Source organism: Aeromonas sp. S13(2024) (assembly GCF_041402405.1).
Classification (GTDB): domain Bacteria; phylum Pseudomonadota; class Gammaproteobacteria; order Enterobacterales; family Aeromonadaceae; genus Aeromonas; species Aeromonas veronii.
The window spans coordinates 66441-88490 of the sequence record NZ_JBGLRA010000003.1 but is presented as its reverse complement, the minus strand read 5'-3'; the positions used below and the strand labels follow the sequence as shown (position 1 = coordinate 88490).

19 protein-coding genes are annotated in these 22050 nt (G+C 60.0%); 10 read left to right on the top strand and 9 right to left on the bottom strand.

What is annotated here, in order from left to right:
- Positions 1–153: 153 nt before the first annotated feature.
- Complete coding sequence (locus ACB042_RS06155; RefSeq protein ID WP_201989088.1) at positions 154–1047, bottom strand: DNA replication terminus site-binding protein; 894 nt, start codon at positions 1045–1047, stop codon at positions 154–156.
- 525 nt (positions 1048–1572) lie between these two features.
- On the opposite strand from ACB042_RS06155, the gene ACB042_RS06150 reads away from it, so the two are divergent.
- Positions 1573–1782, top strand: coding sequence for a DUF1127 domain-containing protein (locus ACB042_RS06150; protein WP_005337823.1), 210 nt, complete (start codon positions 1573–1575; stop codon positions 1780–1782).
- Between the two features lie 294 nt (positions 1783–2076).
- The gene (gene astE, locus ACB042_RS06145; protein ID WP_019446601.1) at positions 2077–3102 is read left to right on the top strand and encodes a succinylglutamate desuccinylase; all 1026 of its coding nucleotides are present in this window, start codon (positions 2077–2079) and stop codon (positions 3100–3102) included.
- A gap of 160 nt (positions 3103–3262) precedes the next feature.
- Here astE and ACB042_RS06140 read toward each other — a convergent pair whose 3' ends face one another.
- Positions 3263–4816: a LysM peptidoglycan-binding domain-containing protein gene (locus ACB042_RS06140; protein ID WP_331378094.1), complete on the bottom strand. Its 1554-nt coding sequence runs from the start codon at positions 4814–4816 to the stop codon at positions 3263–3265.
- Between the two features lie 70 nt (positions 4817–4886).
- Complete coding sequence (gene gloB / locus ACB042_RS06135) at positions 4887–5651, bottom strand: hydroxyacylglutathione hydrolase (RefSeq protein WP_362786974.1); 765 nt, start codon at positions 5649–5651, stop codon at positions 4887–4889.
- A gap of 72 nt (positions 5652–5723) precedes the next feature.
- Between gloB and ACB042_RS06130 the strand changes: the two genes are divergently transcribed.
- Positions 5724–6446, top strand: coding sequence for a methyltransferase domain-containing protein (locus ACB042_RS06130; RefSeq protein ID WP_216961837.1), 723 nt, complete (start codon positions 5724–5726; stop codon positions 6444–6446).
- Here the strand turns inward: ACB042_RS06130 and rnhA are convergent.
- Positions 6434–6898: a ribonuclease HI gene (gene rnhA / locus ACB042_RS06125; RefSeq protein ID WP_005353268.1), complete on the bottom strand. Its 465-nt coding sequence runs from the start codon at positions 6896–6898 to the stop codon at positions 6434–6436. The genes ACB042_RS06130 and rnhA overlap by 13 nt on opposite strands.
- A gap of 79 nt (positions 6899–6977) precedes the next feature.
- Between rnhA and dnaQ the strand changes: the two genes are divergently transcribed.
- On the top strand, positions 6978–7712 hold the full coding sequence (dnaQ, locus tag ACB042_RS06120; RefSeq protein ID WP_064336501.1) for a DNA polymerase III subunit epsilon: 735 nt from the start codon (positions 6978–6980) through the stop codon (positions 7710–7712).
- Positions 7709–8974, top strand: a complete 1266-nt coding sequence (locus tag ACB042_RS06115; protein ID WP_371178049.1) for a TIGR03503 family protein — start codon at positions 7709–7711, stop codon at positions 8972–8974. Before dnaQ ends, ACB042_RS06115 begins: the two co-directional genes overlap by 4 nt.
- Positions 8975–9074: 100 nt before the next feature.
- Here ACB042_RS06115 and ACB042_RS06110 read toward each other — a convergent pair whose 3' ends face one another.
- Positions 9075–10592, bottom strand: a complete 1518-nt coding sequence (locus tag ACB042_RS06110) for an HD domain-containing phosphohydrolase (protein WP_167566457.1) — start codon at positions 10590–10592, stop codon at positions 9075–9077.
- 324 nt (positions 10593–10916) lie between these two features.
- Between ACB042_RS06110 and ACB042_RS06105 the strand changes: the two genes are divergently transcribed.
- The 5 genes from ACB042_RS06105 (at position 10917) to ACB042_RS06085 (ending at position 15761) form a co-directional block, all read left to right on the top strand.
- Entirely contained in the window at positions 10917–11720 is an 804-nt protein-coding gene (locus tag ACB042_RS06105; RefSeq protein WP_371178048.1) for a siderophore-interacting protein, read from the top strand.
- A gap of 175 nt (positions 11721–11895) precedes the next feature.
- Positions 11896–12912, top strand: coding sequence for a FecCD family ABC transporter permease (locus tag ACB042_RS06100; RefSeq protein ID WP_371178047.1), 1017 nt, complete (start codon positions 11896–11898; stop codon positions 12910–12912).
- Positions 12913–12919: 7 nt separating this feature from the next.
- Positions 12920–13957 carry a FecCD family ABC transporter permease gene (locus tag ACB042_RS06095; RefSeq protein ID WP_371178046.1) on the top strand — a complete coding sequence of 346 codons (1038 nt, stop codon included), beginning with the start codon at positions 12920–12922 and terminating at the stop codon, positions 13955–13957.
- The gene (locus ACB042_RS06090) at positions 13957–14760 is read left to right on the top strand and encodes an ABC transporter ATP-binding protein (RefSeq protein WP_076495127.1); all 804 of its coding nucleotides are present in this window, start codon (positions 13957–13959) and stop codon (positions 14758–14760) included. The genes ACB042_RS06095 and ACB042_RS06090 overlap by 1 nt, the downstream gene beginning before the upstream one ends.
- 83 nt (positions 14761–14843) lie before the next feature.
- The gene (locus ACB042_RS06085) at positions 14844–15761 is read left to right on the top strand and encodes an iron-siderophore ABC transporter substrate-binding protein (RefSeq protein ID WP_236302341.1); all 918 of its coding nucleotides are present in this window, start codon (positions 14844–14846) and stop codon (positions 15759–15761) included.
- Positions 15762–15879: 118 nt separating this feature from the next.
- Here ACB042_RS06085 and ACB042_RS06080 read toward each other — a convergent pair whose 3' ends face one another.
- The 4 genes from ACB042_RS06080 to ACB042_RS06065 form a co-directional block, all read right to left on the bottom strand.
- Positions 15880–16233 (bottom strand): copper-binding protein, encoded by a 354-nt coding sequence (locus ACB042_RS06080; RefSeq protein WP_371178045.1) that lies wholly within the window; start codon positions 16231–16233, stop codon positions 15880–15882.
- Positions 16234–16277: 44 nt separating this feature from the next.
- The gene (locus ACB042_RS06075; RefSeq protein ID WP_371178044.1) at positions 16278–19406 is read right to left on the bottom strand and encodes an efflux RND transporter permease subunit; all 3129 of its coding nucleotides are present in this window, start codon (positions 19404–19406) and stop codon (positions 16278–16280) included.
- Between the two features lie 73 nt (positions 19407–19479).
- Positions 19480–20976 carry an efflux RND transporter periplasmic adaptor subunit gene (locus ACB042_RS06070; protein ID WP_371178043.1) on the bottom strand — a complete coding sequence of 499 codons (1497 nt, stop codon included), beginning with the start codon at positions 20974–20976 and terminating at the stop codon, positions 19480–19482.
- Between the two features lie 296 nt (positions 20977–21272).
- Complete coding sequence (locus ACB042_RS06065) at positions 21273–21773, bottom strand: hypothetical protein (protein ID WP_080768687.1); 501 nt, start codon at positions 21771–21773, stop codon at positions 21273–21275.
- Positions 21774–22050: the final 277 nt, after the last annotated feature.

Here is a 22050-nt window from a genome sequence, read left to right as displayed (position 1 = left end):
GGCGACGCCACCTTTCATACCGCATATCGAGACAGAAAAGGGGAGAACATCCAGAGATGTTATCCCCTTTCTCGTTTGGGACGCAGATATGGGGTACTCGTTTATCGCGGCAAGGCGGCCCGGTTATCCCTGAACCAACTATCCCTGATCCAGTCACCCCTGATAGAGATAGAGGTGCAGCCGCTCGATGATGGGCTCACCGCCAATCTTGCGATCTCGCCGCGCCTGACGGCTCTTGGGGGGATAGTTGCCCAGATGGGTGACCGCGGGCGGGGTATCCGAGCAGAGCAGCAGAGGCAGGCTCGCCTTGATCTGCTGCTTGCGCGGGGTGCGCTCCAGCCAGAGCAGGTTGATCATCGGGTGGGTCTTGACCGGGCGGCGGATCCGCAGCTCGGCATCGGCCGGCAGGCGGCGAATGTCGTACACCTCCTGATCCACCATCTTGCTCCACTCCTCGTTGTTGGAGAGGGCCGGTATGTAGCGGCGGCTGCGCTCCAGCATCTCAAGCACCTGTTCGCGACTGAGGCGATTGATGGTCTGCTTGTCAGCCCAGGTAAAGCCGAGGGATTGCAGCTCCCCCGCCAGCAGGGTCAGTTTGCGGTAGACCTGCAGGGTGATCACCCCGGGCAGGGCGGTATGTACCAGCTCGAACTTCTCGTCACGTCCCCCCGCCTGCTGCACCAGCGCCTTGAAATCGAGCTTGTGCTGGTTGATTTGGTCGATCAGCGGTTGCAGCAAGGGGGCTGCGGCGGCAGGAAAGCGCAACCAGCCGGGCAGCCGATGAGTCGCCTTGGTGGAGCAGCCGGGACGGGCGCTGTGATCCCGATAGGCTGCGAGGGTGGCCGCCAGCGCGGCTTCACCGTTGAGATAGCCCACCTCAATTTGCTCGATCGGGTCGTGCTCTTCCCCCTGTGGCACCGGGGGGAGGGGATAGACATGGGCCTCCTGCAGGTCGAGCTGGCCAAGCAGATCGGCCAGCTGGTTGAGAGAGGCTTCAATGGCGGCCATCTGTTGACGCAGGGCGGCGGTCGGGGTAAAGGTATCCATCGATGATCCTGTGGTCTGACCCGCTGTTGACGAGATCAGGTATGACATCGCTGCGGGGAGCAAAACTACTGTATAAATAAACATACCAGCATGCGATTGGAGTGCCAAGAGGCACTTTGAGGAGGGGGCAATGTGCGCCTCTGAATGGGGATGTGGTGATGGTTCTATTTATGTTTCAGGGTGTTAAATAAAGATCGCCACAAGATCATCAAATTAACAATCATGTGTAACTCCGCTGTTGCCAGCTGTTCACACCTTGTCCACCCCTGCATATGTAAAGCAGTAAAATGCATATATAGATGGGTGCCATGCAGCACAATATGCTGTGCGACTCTGCTGGCCAACCGTTAAAATAATTATTTGTTTAAAATCAAAGCGTTAAAATTAAACTCTGCCGTTTTTAGACATTAGATTTACTAATGTAACGTATCAAAATTCGTCAATTGAGTCGGTCTGACTCCCTGACTAAGCTTTGCGCATCAAATAAAGCCCAGTGCGTAAACAAATATTCAGAGGAGCCACATCATGGCCAACATGACTTATACCGAAACCGGTTACCAGCATTCCAGCCAATTGAATCTGGTTGCTCGCGTTAAAATGACCGTTCTGACCTGGCTGGAGCGCAGCCGCAGCCGTCGCCAGCTCTCCGAGCTGCCCGAGTACCTGCTCAAAGACATCGGCCTGAACGAAGCTGACCGTTATCAAGAGACCACCAAGCCGTTCTGGCGTGGTTGATCTGCCGGGCATGGATGCCTTGTTTTTCTGCTGAGTCGTTTGCTGTTCTGCCCCTGTGGCGCCCGGCCGCCAGGTCTGTCATTGTCTGTTTTATCCTCCCCCGTTTTCCCCCTGTTATTTGTTGATCCTTTTTCCTCTCCTCTTTATTCCACATCGCTACCGTCATTGCTGTCGTCGTTCGATTGTTATCATACTTGTATCATTAATGTTTGAATTTGTTTAAAAAACGATTTTAAGCAGCGATGCCTTGCGTATAATCCGGCCATAGTGTTCCAGCGAAAGAGGGTGAGACGGATGATTCCCCAGCACGATTTTTTGGCCTTGACCCGCAGCCATGAGTGGCAGCTTGAGCCCTTTGAATTTGCCCTGCCCGATGGTGCGCGGGTCTGCGTCTGGGATACGGGCGTGCTCTGTCTGGAGCCTGCCAGTGGCGCGGGCGACCAGCCGGGAGGACGCAAGGATATCGTCCTCTCCTGCGGTATTCACGGCAACGAGACTGCCCCCATCGAGATCTGCAACCAGCTGCTGAGTCGTCTGCTCTCAGGCGAGCTGAGCGCCCGCCATCGGGTGCTGTTCCTGTTTGGCAATCCGGCGGCGATGAATCTGGGGCTGCGGGAGGTGGAGGAGAACATGAACCGGCTCTTCTCCGGAGCACACAGCAAGGGGGAGGGGCTCTGCAATCGGGAGCGGATCCGCGCCATGCGCCTCGAGCAGTATGTGAGCCGCTTCTTTGCCGATCCGGCTCGTCCCCGCTACCACTACGATCTGCACACCGCCATTCGCGGTTCGCGCCACGAGAAGTTTGCCGTCTACCCCTTCCCCCACGAGCGCCCTCACTGCCGCGAGCAGGTGCAGTTCCTCGGCGCCTGCGGGGTGCGTACTATTCTGCTCTCCGCCAGCCCGACCACGACCTTCAGCTACTACAGCTCCCGCCAGCATGGTGCCCACGCCTTTACGGTGGAGTTGGGCAAGGTGCGCCCGTTTGGCGAGAACGATATGACCCGCTTTATCGAAACCCGCCAAGCGCTGCAGGAGCTGGTCACTCAGGATGAGGTGGCGCTGGAGCCGTGGCGGGCGGATGATTTCACCCTGTTTGCCATCGATCGGGTGATCACCAAAAAATCGGCGGACTTTCGCTTCCTGTTCGCCAGCGATGTGGACAACTTCACCGAATTCCCCCAAGGGTTCGTGCTGGCCGAGGATGGTGAGCTGCGTTACACCGTTGAGAAGCCGCGTGAGGCGGTGGTCTTCCCCAATGCCAATGTGGCGATCGGCCAGCGCACCGTGCTGATGGTGGTGCCGACAAGGCTCTGGGAATAGCGGTGATAGTTTTGCCTGCAGAGCGGTGATGCATCCGCAGGCGGCGCCAAGCCATTGTTTTAGTCGGTGGCTCAGACACAGCAGCGGTTAGCCGCAGTAATAAAAAACGGGGCCAGTCAGATGACTGGCCCCGTTTTTTATCGGGTTCAAGCGGTGAGGCTTAGCTGTTGTTCTTCACAAACAGGGTCAGCTCCTGACCGGGCTTGAGGTAATCCCCTTTATCCAGCTGGTTCCAGCGCATCACATCGTTGATGGCCACCTGGAAGCGAGCCGCGATGGAGGAGATGGAGTCGCCACGGCGAACCTGATACACCATCGATTTGTCGCTCTTCTTCCCTTGCTTGGGATAGACCACCAGCTTCATGCCTGGCTTGAGCGCCGACTTGGCATTCAGACCGTTCCACTTGGCGAGCTCTTCGTGGGAGACGCCGTGTGCCTGGCTGATGCTCCACAGGTTGTCACCCGAGCGCACCTTGTAACTGATTTTGGCCTTCTGGCTGCTGCCACGGCTTGCCAGCTGCTGCGGTTTGCTGGCGGAGCTGGCCTTGCTGCTGACCTGACCGTGGGTCGGGATCACCAGTTGCTGACCGCGACGCAGGTTGTTGCTGCGCAGATTGTTGGCCAGCTTCAGCTCGTTCACGCTGACCCCATGATTCTGGGCGATACGCGACAGGGTATCGCCACTGGTGACCTGATAGGAGCGGGTACGAATACGCTCGCTCTTGGGCAGATCGGCCAGTGCCAGTTCCAGGGTATCGGCATATTCTACCGGTACCAGCAGGCGGTAAGGGCCACGGGGCGACATCACGCCACGGCTCAGGGCCGGATTGACCTCCTTGAGCTGTGACGTGCGCAGACCTGCCAGTTGGGCGGCTACATTCAGATCGATCTGGCTGCCGGTCTCCACCACTCGCAGCTTCGGCTCGTTGGCGAGCACCGGCAACTGGATATTGTACTTGTCCGCATTGCTGATCATGTCAGCCATGGCGAGGATCTTGGGCACATACATCCGGGTTTCGCGCGGCAGATCGAGCGACCAGTAGTCGGTCGGTTTGCCTGCGCGCTGGTTACGCTGGATGGCGTTGCGCACCCGACCTTCACCGGCATTGTAGGCGGCCAGCGTTTGCAGCCAGTCACCGTCAAAGAAGCGGTTCAGGTACTCCAGATAGTCGAGCGCCGCATTGGTGGAGGCCAGCACATCGCGCCGTCCGTCATACCAGTTGTCGTGGCGCAGACCGAAGTTTCTGCCTGTCGCTGGCACAAACTGCCAGAGTCCGACGGCATTGCTGCGGGATCGGGCATGAGGATCAAACATGCTTTCGATCATCGGGACAGTAATAAGCTCCATTGGCAGCTCACGCCGTTCAATCTCCTCTACCATCAGATAGAGGTAGGGTTCAGCCCGGCTGGCAATGGTCGCCAGATGCTTATCATTGCGCAACAGCCACTCACGTTGCTGGCGGATGCGCGGGTTGTCCGGAGTTTCCAGTTGCATATCATCGCTGATACGCACCCACAGATTGTCCGTATCTTCCATTTCGTCCAGCTGTTCATCGCCAAACAGGAAATGGGAAGAGTGTTTTTTATGCGCTTTTTTCTTGACCTGGGGGGACTTGATCGGCTCGATTGCCGTTAGCGCCCGGTCATCCTGATGGCTCAGGTTTTGGCAGCCGCTGAGCAACAGCGCTGCCAATAAGGCCGTTCGTACCTTCATCTCGTTCCGGTCATTTTTAGGAAAAACAGCTCGCATCATAAGGGGCAATGGCCCCCTGATCAAGGTTTGTTCAAAAAACGTCCTTCCACTGACGCAGGATGGTGAAGGTATCTACCGGATTTTCCACGCATTTTAGCCCATGCTTTTCAGCAGAAAATTTCACTGAATCCTGTTCGCAGCGCAGAAAAATGTTGAAAGTGCGTTCGTCACCCAGCCGGGTTGGCAGGCTTGGCAGCCCTTGTTGCCGCAGTTTGCTGATCAGCCCGATCTGGCGGCGGATCGCCGGGTTGTCCGGCTCGACCGCATATGCAAAACGCAGGTTGGAGAGTGTGTACTCGTGGGCACAATAAATGAGTGTTTCATCGGGCAGGGCGGCGAGTCGTTGCAGCGAGTGGTACATCTGTTCCGGCGTCCCTTCAAACAGGCGGCCACAACCGGCCGAGAAGAGGGTATCGCCACAAAAGAGCATGCCGTTGCCGTGGTAGGCGATGTGGCCGCGAGTGTGCCCGGGCACATGGATCACCTCGAGGGCGAGGCCGTGCCAGTTGATCTGATCGCCATCTTCCAGCCACTGACCGTGGTGATCCGGCATCGGGTCAAGTTTGGGGCCATAGAGCCGGGCGTGGGGGAAGTGGGCAAGCAGGTCGGTGACGCCCCCGACATGGTCGTTATGGTGATGGGTCAGCAGGATGGCATCGAGCACCAGCCCCAATGCCTCGAGCCGCTCCAGCACGGGGGCGGCATCGCCCGGATCGACCACCAGACAGTGATTTTCGTGGCGGATCAACCAGATGTAGTTGTCATTAAAGGCTGGAACTGTGATCACTGGATACATGAGTCTGCTTCTCTTTAGGGAGGGTATCTTATATAACAGGATGGCGTTCGAAACCCCGAGTTGAGCCCTATTATGCAGGTGGCACGTACCGAACAACAAATCGAGATCCCGACCAGCTGGTCTGCATTGCCTATGGGGGACTGGGTGGCGGCCGAGATCCAGGATCGGCTCGACAACTGGTGCCCCAATCTGTTTGGGTATCATCTGCTGAAAATTGGCGCCCTGAGCGCTGAACTCTCCTGCAAGCGCTCCTCCATTCGTCATCAGATCGGGGTCGCCCCCGGCGGACGGCTGCTCGACATGTATGGCGATCCCCTCGATCTGCCGGTGCGGACCGGCAGCGTCGATGCCTGCCTGCTGGCTCACTGCCTCGATTTCTCCGCCGATCCCCACCAAGTGTTGCGCGAAGCCGAAAGAGTATTGACCGACGATGGCTGGCTGATCATCAGTGGCTATAACCCCATGAGTCTGGTCGGGATCGGTCATTGTGTGCCGTTCTTGCGGCGCAGAATGCCTTGGTCGGCACGGATGTTTACCCCGGGGCGGGTGACGGACTGGCTGCATCTGCTGGGATGCGAGGTGATGTTCGACGAGCGTTTCGGTTACTCGTTTATGGGTAAACAGAGCTGGCACAGTTGGTGGCGGGAGAGTATCGGGCGGGATTATTGCAGGGCATTTGCATCGGTATACGTGATTGCGGCCCGTAAAAGGCGCTTTCCACTGATCCCGGTGCGGCGGCGCTGGCAACTGCCAAAGTCCCTCACTACACCGGGAATGGCCCGTCAGGGCTGGTAGCCGGTATCCTCGGCCAGATCCTTGCCGCAGGCGGCCTCTCTGGCCAGTTCGTCGCACCGTTCGTTCTCCGGGTGGCCGGAGTGACCCTTCACCCAGAGCCACTCAATCTGGTGGCGACCCACTTCCGCATCCAGCTCCTTCCAGAGATCGACGTTCTTGACCGGTTGCCGGTTGGCGGTCATCCACCCTTTCTTCTTCCAGCCGATGATCCACTGGGTGATCCCCTGGCGCACATACTGGCTGTCGGTGGTGAGGCGCACCTTGCACGGTTCGTTGAGGGTGCGCAGCCCCATGATGGCAGCCATCAGCTCCATCCGGTTATTGGTGGTCAACTTGAATCCGGCAGAAATCTCTTTGCGGTGCTTGCCGTAGACCATCACGGCCCCGTAACCACCCGGACCCGGATTGCCGAGGCAGGAGCCGTCGGTATAGACATCAATCTGTTTTAACATGAGCAATCAATCTGTTTTAACATGAGGCTTGGGGTAAACTAGCGAGTAAGTAAAGCCGAAGTTTGACATAGATTGGATCATGAACACACCCCAACTGAATCGCCAGATCATTCTGGATACTGAAACCACAGGTATGAATACGGCGGGTGGCCCTGTCTATCTGGGGCACCGCATTATCGAAATCGGCTGTGTGGAGGTGATCAACCGCAAGCTGACCGGTAACCACTATCACGTCTATATCAAGCCTGATCGTCTGGTCGACCCGGAAGCGATCCAGGTGCACGGTATCACCGACGAGTTTCTGCGTGACAAACCGTCGTTCAGCCAGATTGCCGACGAATTCCTCGAGTTCATCCGCGGCGCCGAACTGATTGCCCACAACGCGCCGTTTGACGTGAGCTTCATGGACTACGAGTTCAGCAAGCTCGGACTCAACTTCAAGACGGCGGATATCTGCACCATCACAGATACCCTGGCGATGGCGCGGGATCTCTTCCCCGGCAAGCGCAACAACCTGGATGTGCTGTGCGATCGTTACGGCATCGACAACTCCCACCGTACCCTGCACGGGGCTTTGCTAGATGCGGAGATCCTGGCGGACGTCTACCTGCTGATGACCGGCGGCCAGACCAAACTCAATCTGGCCACCGAAAGCAACGAAAACGAAAGCAATCAGGACACCAGTATTCGCCGGTTGGAGAGCAACCGACCCGCCCTCAAGGTGGTGCGTGCCAGCACCGAGGTTCAGGCCCTGCACGAGGCGAGACTGGACCTGGTACAGAAGAAAGGAGGAAGTTGTCTGTGGCGGCAATGAGCAAGTGGTGTGCCGGTCTGCTGCTGTTGCTCTCGCTGGGGGCGACGGCGACCGAGGTATTTGCCCCTTCCGATATTCCGCTGCTGGATAACCGCTTTCGCATCGATTATGGGGTTAAGGAGATAACCTTCATCATCAAGCGCAAGCCGGGCACCCCGTCCGTGATCCTGGTTCGCCCCGATGGCAGCAAGCTTTACGTGGGCAAGGTCAAACCCGCAGATGTGGGTTGGCTGGCGTTGCCGGAGCATGATCTCATTACCCTGCGCAATCCCATGCCGGGCCCCTGGCAGGCGATTGGCGAGGTAGATCCCGACAACCGGGTGCGCATTCTCTCCGATATCCGGCTCGATATCGCCGCCCTGCCGATGCAGCTCTATCAGGGGGAGGTGGTCAAGCTCAAGGCGTGGTTGCTGATCAATGGTCAGCCGCCGAAAGATAAATACTATCTCTCTGACCTTGGCATGACCGTCAAGCTGCAATCGTTCAGCGATGCCGATAAGAAAGAGATCGTGCTGGATCAAGTGCTTGGCCACTATCGCGATGATGGCAAGGGGCTAGATGAGGTGCCAGGCGATGGCATCATGACGGCGGAAGTGACGCTGCAGGATATTCCCGGTGGCAAGTACCGCGCCATGTTCAGCACGGGCAATCAGGTGTTTGTCCGTGCCCGTTATCAAGATGTGCTGCTTTACCCCTATCCGTTCAGCTATAACTTGTCGCCGCCTTCGGATGAGCTGGGTGCCAAGCTCTCACTGCTAATCGACCGTGATGAGCTGGATCCTACTTCCGTGGTGGTCAAGGGGAGTGTGACCAGCAATGTGGGCGGCCTCTACGAGTTCAGCGAGATCGCCAGCGATCCCAAGCTTGATATCGATCTCTCCAACATCAAGGAGGTCGGTCAGCATGAGGTGAAAGCAACCCTCTATGGCACCACTCGCCTCGGCCGTGAGCTGAAAATCGAGTTGCCGGTGAAAACCTTCAATGTATTCCCGCCACCGCCGCCTCCTGTAGAGGTGGTGTCGGCCGCCGCACCGGCCTCCAGTGCCGAGGCGACCCATGAAGCTCCGGCAGAGGAGGAAATGGGCTGGCTGATCTGGGCATTGGCGGGTGGTGGTGTGCTGCTGGCGGTATTGGGTGGGGTCGGGTTTGTGGTGATACAAAAACGGCGTGCCCTGAAGCGTGCTCTGGCCGCTGCACAGGCCGAGAGTCAGCAAGCTGGACAACCTGCTGCCAAGCTGGATCTCAATCTGCCAGAGCAGTAACTCTCGTACTTCTCGCTCTGAAGTGACGTGATGCCAGATATAGAAAACCGCCCTGATAAGCAGGGCGGTTTTTTAGTTCATAAACAGAACAAGCTGGCTATCAGTGTTCGCCGATATAGACATCCTTGTTCTGCTCGCGGATCTCGAGGAACTTGTCCAGATTGGCCATCATCAGCTCGACCAGCTGGGGGTCGAAATGCTGCCCCTTCTCCTCTTCAATCAGGGCCAGCACCTTGTCCAGCGGCCACGCCTTCTTGTAGCAGCGGTCCGAACCCAGGGCATCGAATACATCAGCCAGCGCCACAATCCGCCCCTCCAGCGGAATATCCGTCCCTTTCAGACCACGGGGATAGCCACTGCCATTCCATTTCTCATGGTGATTGCCAGCGATGGTGGCACCAATCTGAAACAGCGCCAGATCGCTGCCGGAGAGCATATCCTGCCCGAGCTGGGCGTGGGTTTTCATGATCTCCCACTCCTCCGGTGTCAGCTTGCCCGGCTTGTGCAAGATGGCATCGGGAATTCCCACCTTGCCAATGTCATGGAGCGGCGAGGCACGTTTCACCAGCTCGCTCTGCTCTTCGCTCATGCCCATCAGGTGGCAGAACTGTTCGGTATAGAGCGCGACCCGTTTGACGTGCAGCCCTGACTCTTTTGAACGGGTTTCGACCAGTTCGCCGATGCGATAGATGATCTCCCGCTGGTTGTCGGCGATCACCTCATTGAGCCGGATATTCTCCAGCGCCACTATGATGTTTTCGGTAAACAGGGTCAGCAGACTGGTATCGATCTGGCTGAGCTGGCGGGTGGTCTCGATGTGGAACAGCAGGTGGTGGCGCGGATTCTGGCAGTAGAGCACCATCTGGGTGGCGTTATAGACGTTGCTGCGCTTGCTCATAGCCTGGCGCAGGATCTCCGGCGCTTCTGTAAGGAGCATGGCGGGATGGCCGGGGAGCAGGGGCTCCAATACTTGATCCTTCACCTCATAGGCGTATTGCTTGACGTCGTATATCTGGGTTTCCCCCAGATGGAGCAAGGCGCTGAGCTGCTCCTGGGCGCCTTCGACAAACTGGCGCAGGGCCCGTTTCTCAAAGATCCCCTTGGAGGCTTCGATGACTTTTTCCAGCCCCTGACGGTTGCTTTCCAGAGTGCGGATATCTCTATATGAACGCAGACTCGCACGCAGCAGGGTACGCAGCTTCTGGGAGGTGAGCTCGGTTTTATCCTTGTAGTCGTTGATGTCGTAATTGGTGACCACGTCATCTTCCGGCGCCTGGCCGGGTTGGCCGGTACGCAACACGATGCGTACCATCTTGTTTTGCAGGTCTTCACGGACGTATTTGACGACATCGAGGCCGGCGTGGTCGACCTCCATCACCACGTCCAGCAGCAACAGGGCAACGTCCGGGGTGGTGGCCAGCAACTCTTTGGCCTGCGCCGCGGAATAGGCATGCAGAAAATCGATGGGGCGATTGTCAAACTCGAATTTGTTCAAGGTGATTTTGGTGATGCGATGCACTTCAGGCTCATCGTCAACAATCATCACCTTCCAGCCCGCTTGCTGTGCGTCGGGGAGGGAGAGATCGTCATCATCAATAATCAGGATCTGGTCATCCATCATACAATCCTGTTTGGCATCCTGTGCTTACATTAACTGCTTCACTAAGGATAGGAAACTTATTGGGAAATAAAATTTGATCTCGAAAAACTATGGTCGAAATAAGCAAATGGAACCCTTTGTGACGGTGGCGTTGTCCGGCTGCTTTCTTTGCCCAATCATGGAGCTAGCGTGCATAAAGCCTATGTCTGGATTGGGGTGTGGACGCCAGTAGTTGGGGGCGTTTGAATTCGATTTGTAGCTATTAGACGAGAAATAATCTTATTTGATAGTGATTCCTATTTGCGTGTAGCATGGGCGACACACTCAACGAGGAGCCCCATCGTGTCCCCATCTCTGCCTCCCAATCGTCCCCGTCTGCTGACTGTCAAAGCCATCACCCAGATCACCCCCCATTTGCGTCGCATCACCTTTGGTGGCAGCGAGTTGGCTGACTATCCCTTTACCTGCGGTGGGGCCCATATCAAGGTGATGCTGGCCCAGCCCCATCAGGTAGAGCCGGTGCTGCCTGCCATGACCCCGAGCGGCCCGCGCTGGAGTGACCCGGCTGACAAGCCGGTGATCCGCACCTACACCATCCGCGCGTTTCGCCGTGATGAGCAGGAAATTGATATCGACTTCGTGCTGCACGGTGACGGCGGGCCCGCCAGCGCCTTTGCCACCCATGCCAAGCCGGGAGAGAAGGTGATCCTCTCCGGGCCGGGTGGCCCCAATCCCATGCTGCAACCGGCCGATCACTACTGCCTGGTGGGGGATCTCACCGCCTTGCCCGCCATCATGGCGATGTGTGAGGTGATGCCTGCAGATGCCAGCGGGGAAATTGCGATTCTGGTGCCGGATCAGGCCGATGCTCAACCATTGACGCTACCGGTCGGGGTGCGCTGTCACTGGTTTGTCGGCGAGCCCGAGTCCAGCGGCCTGCTGGAGCATGTGATTGCTCTGCCGCTGGTGCGCGATGGCGGCTTCTTCTGGCTGGGTGGGGAAGAGGCGTTGGTGCTGCCGCTGCGCCGCCATTTTCGTTCCGTGCTTGAGGTGGATCGCCAGTCGCTCTACGCCGTGCCGTACTGGCGTCGGGGCAAGAGTGAAGAGGCCTATCACCAGACCCGTCACGATGTGATGGATAATTAAGCGGATGCGAAAGAATACCTGATTTACTCTTGCAAATAAAAATGATTTGCATTTAGTATTGCGCCGTCCGGGTATTCGTCCGGGCGGCGTTGTTATTTCCGTTGACACAAGAGCGCCCTGTTTTCACGTCGGTTTGGCTGCATGTTGTCAGACCCAACGCAAGGAGTCGTAAAGGGTGGTTAAGTACCAGACCCCTCTGTTCTGGCTGGCATTGTTCCTTCTCTGCACGCTGTTTTGCCTCTCGCTCGCCACCGGTGCGGGTGTTTATGGTGCCCGCGAGGTGTTCGGCTACCTGATGGGTGACGCGCCTTGGGCGAGTGACGATAAGCTCGCCATGGTGCTCAATACCTTGCGACTGCCGCGCACCCTCTGTGCCATGGTGGTCGGCGCCTCTTTATCTCTGGCGGCCTCCTTGTTACAGAGCGCGACCCGCAACCCGCTGGCGGAGCCCGGTCTGCTCGGGGTCAACGCCGGGGCCGTCTTTGCGCTGGTGGTGGGGCTCACCTGGTTCGGGGTGGAGTCCGCCTACGGCTATCTGCTCTGGGCCGGCCTCGGCGCGCTGCTCGGCAACGTGATTGTGCTGGGGCTAGGCATGATGATTGGCCGCTCCAATCCGCTGAAGCTTATTCTGGTCGGGGTGGCGCTCTCCGCCACCTTCGGCGGTCTCTCCAGCTTTCTGCTGCTCTCCAACAAGATGGTGCTGGAGCAGTACCGCTTCTGGAACCTCGGCTCCCTGTCGGCGGCCAATCTCGATGCCATCATCGCCGTGCTGCCCTTCGTGCTGGCGGCGTTTGTCATCACCTTGCTGCTCTGTCGCCAGCTGACCCTGATGCAGATGGGGGATAGTCAGGCCCAGGCGCTGGGGATCCGCCCAAACCGGGTGCGAATTGGCGTGCTGCTGGCCGCCACCCTGTTTACCGCCAGTGCCATCGCCATCGCCGGCCCTATCGGCTTTGTCGGCTTTCTGGCCGCCTATTGTGGCCGATTGGTGGAGCCGGTGAAGCTGTCGGTGCAGGTCTGTTTCTCCGCCCTGTTCGGCATGCTGTTTCTGCTGTTGGCCGACATTCTGGCGCGCTGGCTGATCCAGCCGTTCGAGCTGCCAAACGGGGTTATTCTGGCCCTGATTGGCGCGCCTGTACTGATCACCATTGTTCATCGCGGGGGCTTTCGTACCCTGCTGACTGTCAAGTGAGGGGCTGATGCGCACACCTACCGATATGCTCTGCCTGCGGGCCGGCAACCGCTCTTTGCTGATCCATCTGCCGAGCTGGCGCTGGCTGGCTCTGCTGGCCATGGCGCTGCTGGCGCTTGCTCTGCTGGCCCTGAGCGTTGGCGGCGGCAAACTCGGCTTTGCCGGGGTGGTCAACACTCTGCTGGGGGAGGGGACGCGGCTTGAGCAGCTCACCCTGTTCAAGATCCGGCTGCCGCGTATCCTTGGGGTCGTGGTGGCGGGGGCGGCCATGGGGCTTTCCGGCTGTCTGGTGCAGACTCTGGTTCGCAACCGGCTGGCCACACCCGACATGGTGGGGGTCAACAACGGCGCCTCTCTGGCCATCATCATCTTCTCCCTCTACCTGACCGTGGGCAGCTGGCCCTGGTGGGCGGCCCCCATCGGCGCCATCTTCGCGGCGCTGGTGCTCTATGCCCTCTGCCGCAAACCGGGTGAGCAGGGCTATCTGTTCGTAGTGATCGGTATCGGTCTCTCCGAACTGTTCGAGGCGCTCGGCCAGTTTGTGATGTCCAGCCAGGCCCTGCTGCACTTGAGCTCCCTCTATCTGTGGAATATGGGCAGCTTTATCGCCGTGGGTTACAGCACCATCACCCCGATTGCCATCCTGTTGCTGCTGCTCTGCCCCTGGATCGTCTATCTCTCCCGCTCGCTGGCGGTGCTGCGCTTTGGCCCCGAGATGGCCAGAGGGCTTGGCGTCAACGGCGATCGGGTACAACTGGGCATTCTGGCCCAGGCCATTCTGGTGGCGGCGCTCGGCACCGCCATCGGCGGCCCCGTGGTCTTTATCGCCATGGCGGCCCCCATTCTTGCCTCCTGGCTGGTGAAAGACCGGGTGGTGCCGCTCTGGCTGGCGGCGCTTAGCGGCGCCCTGCTGCTGCTTGCCAGCGATACCCTGGTCCGGGTGCTGGCCAGCCCCCACGAGGTGGCGACCGGCATCATGACCCGCATTCTCGGCGGCCTGTTGCTGCTGTTTCTTCTCGTTAACGATCGCCAGAGGGCTGACTGATGACGCTCACCGTAAATCGCCTCCACTTCGCCTATCAGCAGACCCCCATTTTGCGGGACATCTCTTTCAGCGTGCCGAGAGGCAAGCTGGTGGGGATCGTCGGCCCCAACGGCTGCGGCAAATCGACCCTGCTCAAGCTGCTATCCGGCCAGATGAAAGCCCAACGCGGCGAAATCCTGCTCAAGGGCAAGCCGCTTGCCAGCTACCCCATGAAGGGGCTGGCGCGGGAGCTCGCCTATCTGCCCCAGCGGCCGACCCTGCCTGCCGGCATTCTGGTGGAGCAGTTGGTGCAGTATGGCCGCCACCCTCATCAGGGCTGGTTCAATCAGTGGGGTGAGGAGGATGCCCGCATGGTGCGTATTGCCTGCGAGCGGATGCAGCTTGAAAGCATCTGGCAGCAGAGCGCCGCGTCTCTCTCCGGCGGGCAAGCGCAGCGGGCCTGGCTTGCGATGATCCTGGCGCAGGACAGCGACATGGTGCTGCTCGACGAGCCCACCAGCGCCCTCGATATCGGTCACCAGACCGAGGTGATGGAGGCGATCCATCGCATCACTGCCGAGGGCAAAACCGTGCTGCTGGTGATCCACGATCTGGCGATGGCGGCCCGCTACTGTGACGAGCTGATCGCCATCGGCGAGGGGACCATTGCCGCTATGGGCCCGGCCCGGGAGGTGGTGACCAAGGATCTAATCGACCGGCTCTACCAGACCAGTGTCGACATTCTGCATGCCCCCGGCGACGGGGCGCCCATTATCGTGCCCCGTCGCCACGAACATGGCCGCACCCTGCGTTCGGCGAGTTGAGTCATATGGGCCTGCTCTGTGGGCCCACCGAGTGTATCCTCGTGGCCGATTATCCGGGCCGCGCAACGAGAAGGAGTAAGATGATGAAGCGTTTTGCCGCCCTGGCAGCAGCCATCCTGATGCTGGCCGCGCCGCTGGTTCAGGCGCAGGAGATGCGTGAAGTGACCGATGCGTTTGGCCAGAAGGTGCAGGTGCCAGCCCAGCCAACGCGGGTGGTGGTGCTGAGCGAGCTCGAACTCGACAGCACCCTGACTCTGGGGCTGACCCCCATCGGCGCCGTCAATGGCCGTGGTCAACCCACCTTGCCCCGCTATTTGCTGAACAAGGCGGGCATGGGGATCCAGGTGATCGGCGATCTCGACAGTCCCAATCTGGAGTCGCTGATTGCGCTGGAGCCCGACCTTATCCTGACCGGCCAGACCCGTCCCGAGCTGCTGACCTTGCTGGGGGAGATCGCGCCGACCGTGGTGACCAGCAAGTGGGGTGAGCCGTGGCAGGATAGCTTCCGCCGCACCGCCCACACCCTCAACCGCGACCAGCAAGGGGATACTTTCTTGCTGCAGTATGCCGAGCGGCTGACTCAGGCCCGCAGCAAGCTGGCCAAGCATCAGGGGGAGAGCATCAGCATAGTGCGCTGGAACCCCAAGGGGCCGAGCTTTATGTATCAGGGCACCTTTGCCAGCAGCGTGGTTGAGTCGATGGGGCTGGTACGCCCAAGCAAGCAGCAGGGTACTGGCGCACCCCACTCACCGGCGCTGAGTCTGGAGTCCCTCAATCTGCTGGATGCTGACTGGCTGGTGGTCGGCACTCTGAGCGCCAGTGGTGATGCGGTGGATGCCATGCGTCAGGCGGAGCAGACCCCGGCGTTCCAGCAGCTGCCGGTGATCAAGGCCAAGCGCTTTGGCGCCGTGGACGGGTCGCTCTGGACTTCGAGCGGCGGCCCGCAGGCGGCCCTCAAGGTGATCGAGGATGTGGAGCAGTTGCTGGCAACCCGCAGCTGAGTGCCATCGCGTGCCAGAGGTTGACCACATGAACAGGTTGACCAAAGAAGAGGGAGGCTGATGCCTCCCTCTTGCGTTGTCACTGTCTATCGTGACCTCTTCGGCGAGCCAGAGCCGTTTATTGCGGCTGGATGGCTGTCACTGTGAGCTTGCCGCTCTGGCTTTCGGCATGAAAGTGGATGGCATCCCCCACCTTGAGCCCTTTGAGCTGGGCCGGAGCTGCCACTTGAAAGACCATGGTCATGGCGGGCATCTTGAGATTCTCGATCGCCTCGTGCTTGATGCCGACTTTGCCGCTCCCCTCATCGAGGCGGGTAATGACCCCCTTGGTCATCACCATTGCGGCCTGTTCGCTCATCTCACCCGTCTGGCTCATCTCGTGTCCTTCATGGTGCATCATCTCTTCGGCTTGCAGGTTGGTCTGGGTGGCAAGGCCAAGCAGCAGGGTCAGGGTCAGCGTCTTGTAGTTCATGATGGTTTCCTCATCGTTCAGTCAATATGGAGCGTGAAATCGGGTTATTCGGATTGCGGGTTCGCGCCCTTGCCAAGGCTGCGACTGCGCCACAGGTAGTAGGCCGCGGGCAGCACCAAGAGGGTCAGCACCAGCGCGCTCACCATGCCGCCGATCATGGGGGCGGCGATGCGCTGCATCACCTCGGATCCGGTGCCGTGGCTCCACATGATAGGCAAGAGGCCGGCGATAATGGTCACCACCGTCATCATCTTGGGACGCAGGCGCAGGGCGGCGCCGTGGATCACCGCCCGATGCAGACCAGCCTTGTCCGGCTTGCCGCTGGCAACGAGATCGTCCCAGGCGTGGTTGAGGTAGACCAGCATCAAGACGCCGGTTTCCACCGCCACCCCCGCCAGAGCGATAAAGCCCACCCCGACCGCCACCGAGAGGTTGAAGTCGAGCAGCCAGAGGGTCCAGATCCCCCCCACCACCGCCAGCGGCAAGGTGGTGAGAATGAGCAGTACCTCCTGAACGCGGCGAAACGCCAGATAGAGCAGCAGCACGATAATGGCGACCGTGAGCGGCACCACGTAGGCGAGGCGCGCCTTGGCCCGCTCCATGTACTCGTATTGGCCAGACCAGGTGAGGGCGTAGCCTGCCGGCAGCACCAGCTGTTTGTTCACCTCGGCCTTGGCCTCATCGACGAAGGAGCCGATATCGCGGCCGCGAATGTCGACGTAGACCCAGCCGTTGAGGCGTGCATTCTCGCTGCGCAGCATGGGGGCCTCGTCGCTGATGTAGACCCGGGCCACGTCCGCCAGCGCGATGCGCGCCCCGCTCGGGGTCACCACCGGCAGCAGCTCAAGGCTCGCCACCGAGTCACGATAGCTCTGGGGATAGCGCAGGTTGATGGGATAGCGCTCGCGCCCCTCGATGGTCTGGCCCACCTCCATGCCGCCCACCGCGGTGGCGAGCACCGCCTGCACATCTGCGATGTTGAGGCCATAGCGTGCTGCTTTCAGCCGGTCGATATCCACCTTGACGTAGCGGCCACCGGCCACCCGCTCAGCGTAGACCGATGAGGCGCCCTCCACCTTGCCGACGATCTGTTCCAGCTGCTGGCCGAGCTGTTGAATCACCTTGAGATCCGGCCCCGCTATCTTGATACCGACCGGGGTCTTGATGCCGGTGGCCAACATGTCGATGCGGGTCTTGATGGGGGGCACCCAGGCGTTGGTGAGGCCGGGGAAGCGGATGAGGGAGTCTAGCTCCTCCTTGAGCTTCTCCGGGGTCATGCCGGGGCGCCACTGATCGCGGGGCTTGAGCTGGATGCTGGTCTCCATCATCACCAGATCGGCGGGGTCGGTGGCCGATTCGGCGCGCCCCGCCTTCCCGAACACGTTCTGCACCTCGGGCACGGTGCGAATGAGCTTGTCGGTCTGCTGCAAAATCTCTCGCGCCTTGCCCACCGAGATATTGGCTGCGGTGGTGGGCATATACATGATGTCCCCCTCATCGAGCGGCGGAATAAACTCGGAGCCCAAGTACTTGAGTGGCCAGAAGCCCGCCACTGTCACCACGGCGGCGACAGCCAGAGTGGTTTTCGGACGGGCCAGCACGGCTTTGAGCAGCGGCACATATGCCTGGCTTAAGCCACGGTTCAGCGGGTTGGCCTGCTCCGCCAGCACCTTGCCACAGATGAAGTAACCCATGATCACCGGCACCAGCGTGATGGCGAGCGCGGCAGCGGCGGCCATGGCGTAGGTCTTGGTGTAGGCGAGCGGGTGGAACATCCGCCCCTCCTGCGCCTCCAGCGCGAACACCGGCAGGAAGCTGATGGTGATGATGAGCAGGGAGAAGAAGATGGCGGGCCCCACCTCTATGCTCGCCTCTGTGATGATGCGCCAGCGGTTCTTGTCGGTGAGCGCCTCCCGCTCCATATGTTTGTGGACGTTCTCGATCATCACGATGGCGCCATCCACCATGGCGCCGATGGCGATGGCGATGCCCCCGAGCGACATGATGTTGGCGTTGATCCCCTGTAGATGCATCACGATAAAGGCCACCAGAATGGCGATGGGCAAGGAGATGACCACCACCAGGGACGAGCGCAGGTGGAACAGGAAGGCGAGGCAGACCAGCACCACCACCGCGAACTCCTCCAGCAGCTTGCCGGAGAGGTTGTCGATAGCGCGCTGGATAAGGTCGGAGCGATCGTAGACGGTGACGATCTCCACCCCCTCTGGCAGGCTGCTTTTTAGCTCCGCCAGCCGCGCCTTGACCCCATCGATGGTGTGTTGGGCATTCTCGCCGTAGCGCATGACGATAATGCCGCCCACCACTTCCCCTTCGCCGTTGAGCTCGGCGATGCCGCGCCGCATCTGGGGGCCGGTGACCACATCCGCCACGTCACCCAGCAGCAGCGGGGCGCCGCGTACCGTGGTGCCGAGCGGGATCTGCTTCAGATCCTCGACGCTTTTCAGATAGCCGTTGGAGCGCACCATGTACTCCGCTTCCGCCATCTCGATGACGGAAGCGCCTGTCTCCTGATTGCCCTGTTTGATGGCTGTCTCGATAAGGGAGAGCGGGATGCCGTAGGCGCGCAGCTTGTCCGGATCGACCCGCACCTGATACTGGCGCACCATGCCACCGACTGTGGCGACCTCGGAGACCCCCTCAACCGTCTGCAACTCGTACTTGAGGAACCAGTTCTGCAGCGAGGTGAGCTGACTGAGGTCGTGCTTGCCGGTTCTGTCCACCAGCGCGTACTGATAGACCCAGCCCACCCCGGTGGCATCGGGGCCGAGCTGGGGACGGGCGGAGGCGGGCAGGTTCGGGGCAACCTGACTCAAATACTCCAGTACCCGGGCGCGGGCCCAGTAGAGGTCGGTGTTGTCGTCAAACAGCACATAGACGAAGGAGTCGCCGAAGAAAGAGTAGCCGCGCACCGTGGTGGCGCCCGGCACCGCCAGCATGGCGGTGGTGAGCGGGTAGGTGACCTGATCCTCCACCACCTGGGGCGCTTGGCCCGGGTAGGAGGTCTTGATGATCACCTGCACGTCGGAGAGGTCCGGCAGGGCATCCACCGGGGTTTGCTTGACCGACCAGAGCCCCCATGCGGTGAGCATGAGGGTCAATAGCAGCACCAGAAAGCGGTTGCCGATGGACCAGCGAATAATCGAGGAGATCATGGTTGGGCTCCTTGCTCATTGGGTGCAGAGAGCGGAGAGCTGTTGCCTGTCAGGCAGCGAATGATGGCAGGGATCATGACTTCTTCTCCATCTCTGGCATCGCCATCTGATGCTGGCTATGGTCCATGCCTTCGCCGTCAGTAGCGGGTGCCTTCTCCTGATGGATGGTGGTGATGCGGTACTCATCCCCCTCCTGCATCACCTGCAGGTGCAGGGTCTGCCCCTCGACCAGCTTGCTGATGTCGACTCCTTCGGCGACGGTGAACTCCATCTCCATGGCGGGCCACTGCCACTCGGGGATGGGCTGGTGGGAGACCATCAGGGTACGGTTGGCCAGATCGATGCTTTCAACCTCGCCCTGGGTCCACACCTGTGCAGGGCGCACCGCCGTCATGCGCTGGAAGTCCGAATCGATGGCCGACTCGGAGTCGAGCAGGAACTGGGTCGAGCTGACGATGTTGTCACCCGCTTCCACCCCCGCCTTGATGGCAACCTTGTCGCCAAACTGGGGGCCGAGAGTGACGGCGACCGACTTGAAGTTGCCATTCCCCAGCGCCAACACCAGCCTGTCCTGACTGCCGGTGCGGATCACCGCTTCGCTCGGCACCACCAATTGCGGCTCTCCCTGCCCGGTGCGAATGCTCACCTTGGCAAACATATTGGGTTTCAAAAACTCGTCCGGGTTGTCAAAGCGCAGCCGCACCTTGAGGGTGCGAGTAGCGGCATCCAGGGTCGGATAGAGGTAATCCACCTTACCTTGCCAGCTGCGGCCGGGGGCATAGTCGAGGGTCATGGTGACCGGATCCCCCACTTTCAGCTGGGCGGCTTGACGCTCGAACACCTCGGCACTGACCCACACCTGCTGGAGGGTGCTGATGTTAAACAGCGCCGCAGCGGGCTCCACATACTGGCCTTCTCGCACCTTGAGCTCGGAGACATAGCCGCTGCTGGGGGCGTAAATGCTGATGGTTTCGCGCACCTGACGGGTGCGCTTGAGGGCGGCGATTTGATCCGCCGGCACCTGCAGGGACTTGAGCTTGCCCTCGGCGGCGCGCAGCAGCAGTGGGTTGGCGGTGTTGAGGGCGAGCAGGTATTCGTGCTGGGCGTTGACAAGATCCGGCGCGTAGAGCTCGTAAATAAGGCTCCCCTTGCTCACCTGCTGCCCTTCACTCTTGATGGCGAGGGTGCGGATCCAGCCCGCCATGCGGGCGTTGATCGCCTCCAGCCGATCCTCGTCATACCCGACATAGCCCACCGTCTCGATCTGCTGGTGGATAGGCAGTCGCTCGACCTTAGCCAGTCGCACCCCCAGGTTCTGCTGGATCTCGGGGCTGATGGTGACGGTGCCCGGTGAGCCGCCCTGTTTTTCCTCATAGACGGGGATAAAGTCCATCCCCATGTTGTCCTTGGCTGGGCCGTCGCGCTTGTCGCGGGGATCCATGGGGTTGACCCAGTAGAGCGGCGTTTTCTCTTTGGCGCTGGCGCCATCGGAGGTCTGTTTGGCGGCCCAGTAGCCGCCACCAGCGCCGAGGGCGAGCAGCAGGGCCGACATCAGGACGGTCTTGTTCATGACTGGCCTCCGGCGCGGATCTGCATGCAGAAAGTGCAGGAGGATAAGGCGCCCGCGAAGGCAGCAACCTTGAACGGTGAAAAGTGGGCTGGTGACATAATACGTCTTCTCTTGTGCAGGCCGCCGGTCGGGTGAGGTGCAAGGCATCACCCAAGGGGCTGGCGGCAAACGGGGCGCAGCTGTATCAGCGCGCACGGCTCCCTGTGAGCGGGCCGGTTTGGCCAGGGCACAGGGTCAGGCAAGGCGGCAGGAGACGGGCAAGCCAAGGCTTGCCGCTGCCGCAAGAGAAGATCTTTCTAGTGGCGCAGCACCGACAGCATCAGGTGTCGGCGCGGCCAGGAGGGAGGGTGAGTACCGCGGGATCGCAGGAAGGGATCCCGCAACCAGTTATCAAGCAGTGACGCTGCGACGTTGTTGCCAAGTAGCAAGGGAAAGAGCAGCAGAGCGACCAGTACCCCAAGCAGAGTCATCGCGCCGAAGGAGAGAGCATTGACGCCGGTCTGCATCTGGCACTCATCGCCCATGGCTGACCCCTCGTCTCCCTGATGGCAGGAGAGAGGCATGACATCGCCCGGGTGATCCATAGCAGGCATTGCATGAGAGATATCGCCATCCGCCATCGCCATGGATGAATCGAACATCACCATCGACTGGGCGCTGCTTGGGGTCGGCTCGGAGGAGAGGGGAGAACCATGCCAGCTGATGCAGAGAGTCAGATTGCAGACGAGCAGCAGCGCCAGCAATAGCCGGGCCAGAGCAACAGAGGGCAATCTTGCAGCAAGCTGGGTGAGTGACAATCCGGGCATCCTTCGGGAGCAGATGGCGGGACTGTAAACCTTGCCACGAGGTGAAGGTCAATGGCGCCGGTGATGTAATAGAGGTGCTGTGTTGGGGGGGATATTTAAGCAATGCTTAACCATTGCGTATGCCAAACCCTAATGAAGCATGCCCCTCATCCCGTTAGGATGCCCCCTGTCAGTTACCACGATGACGTGATGGTTCACTCTTTTGCTCCGGCATAAATGATTGCGGCAGGAGTGCTTGCCGACCTTATCCATCCCGTGACGCCATGAG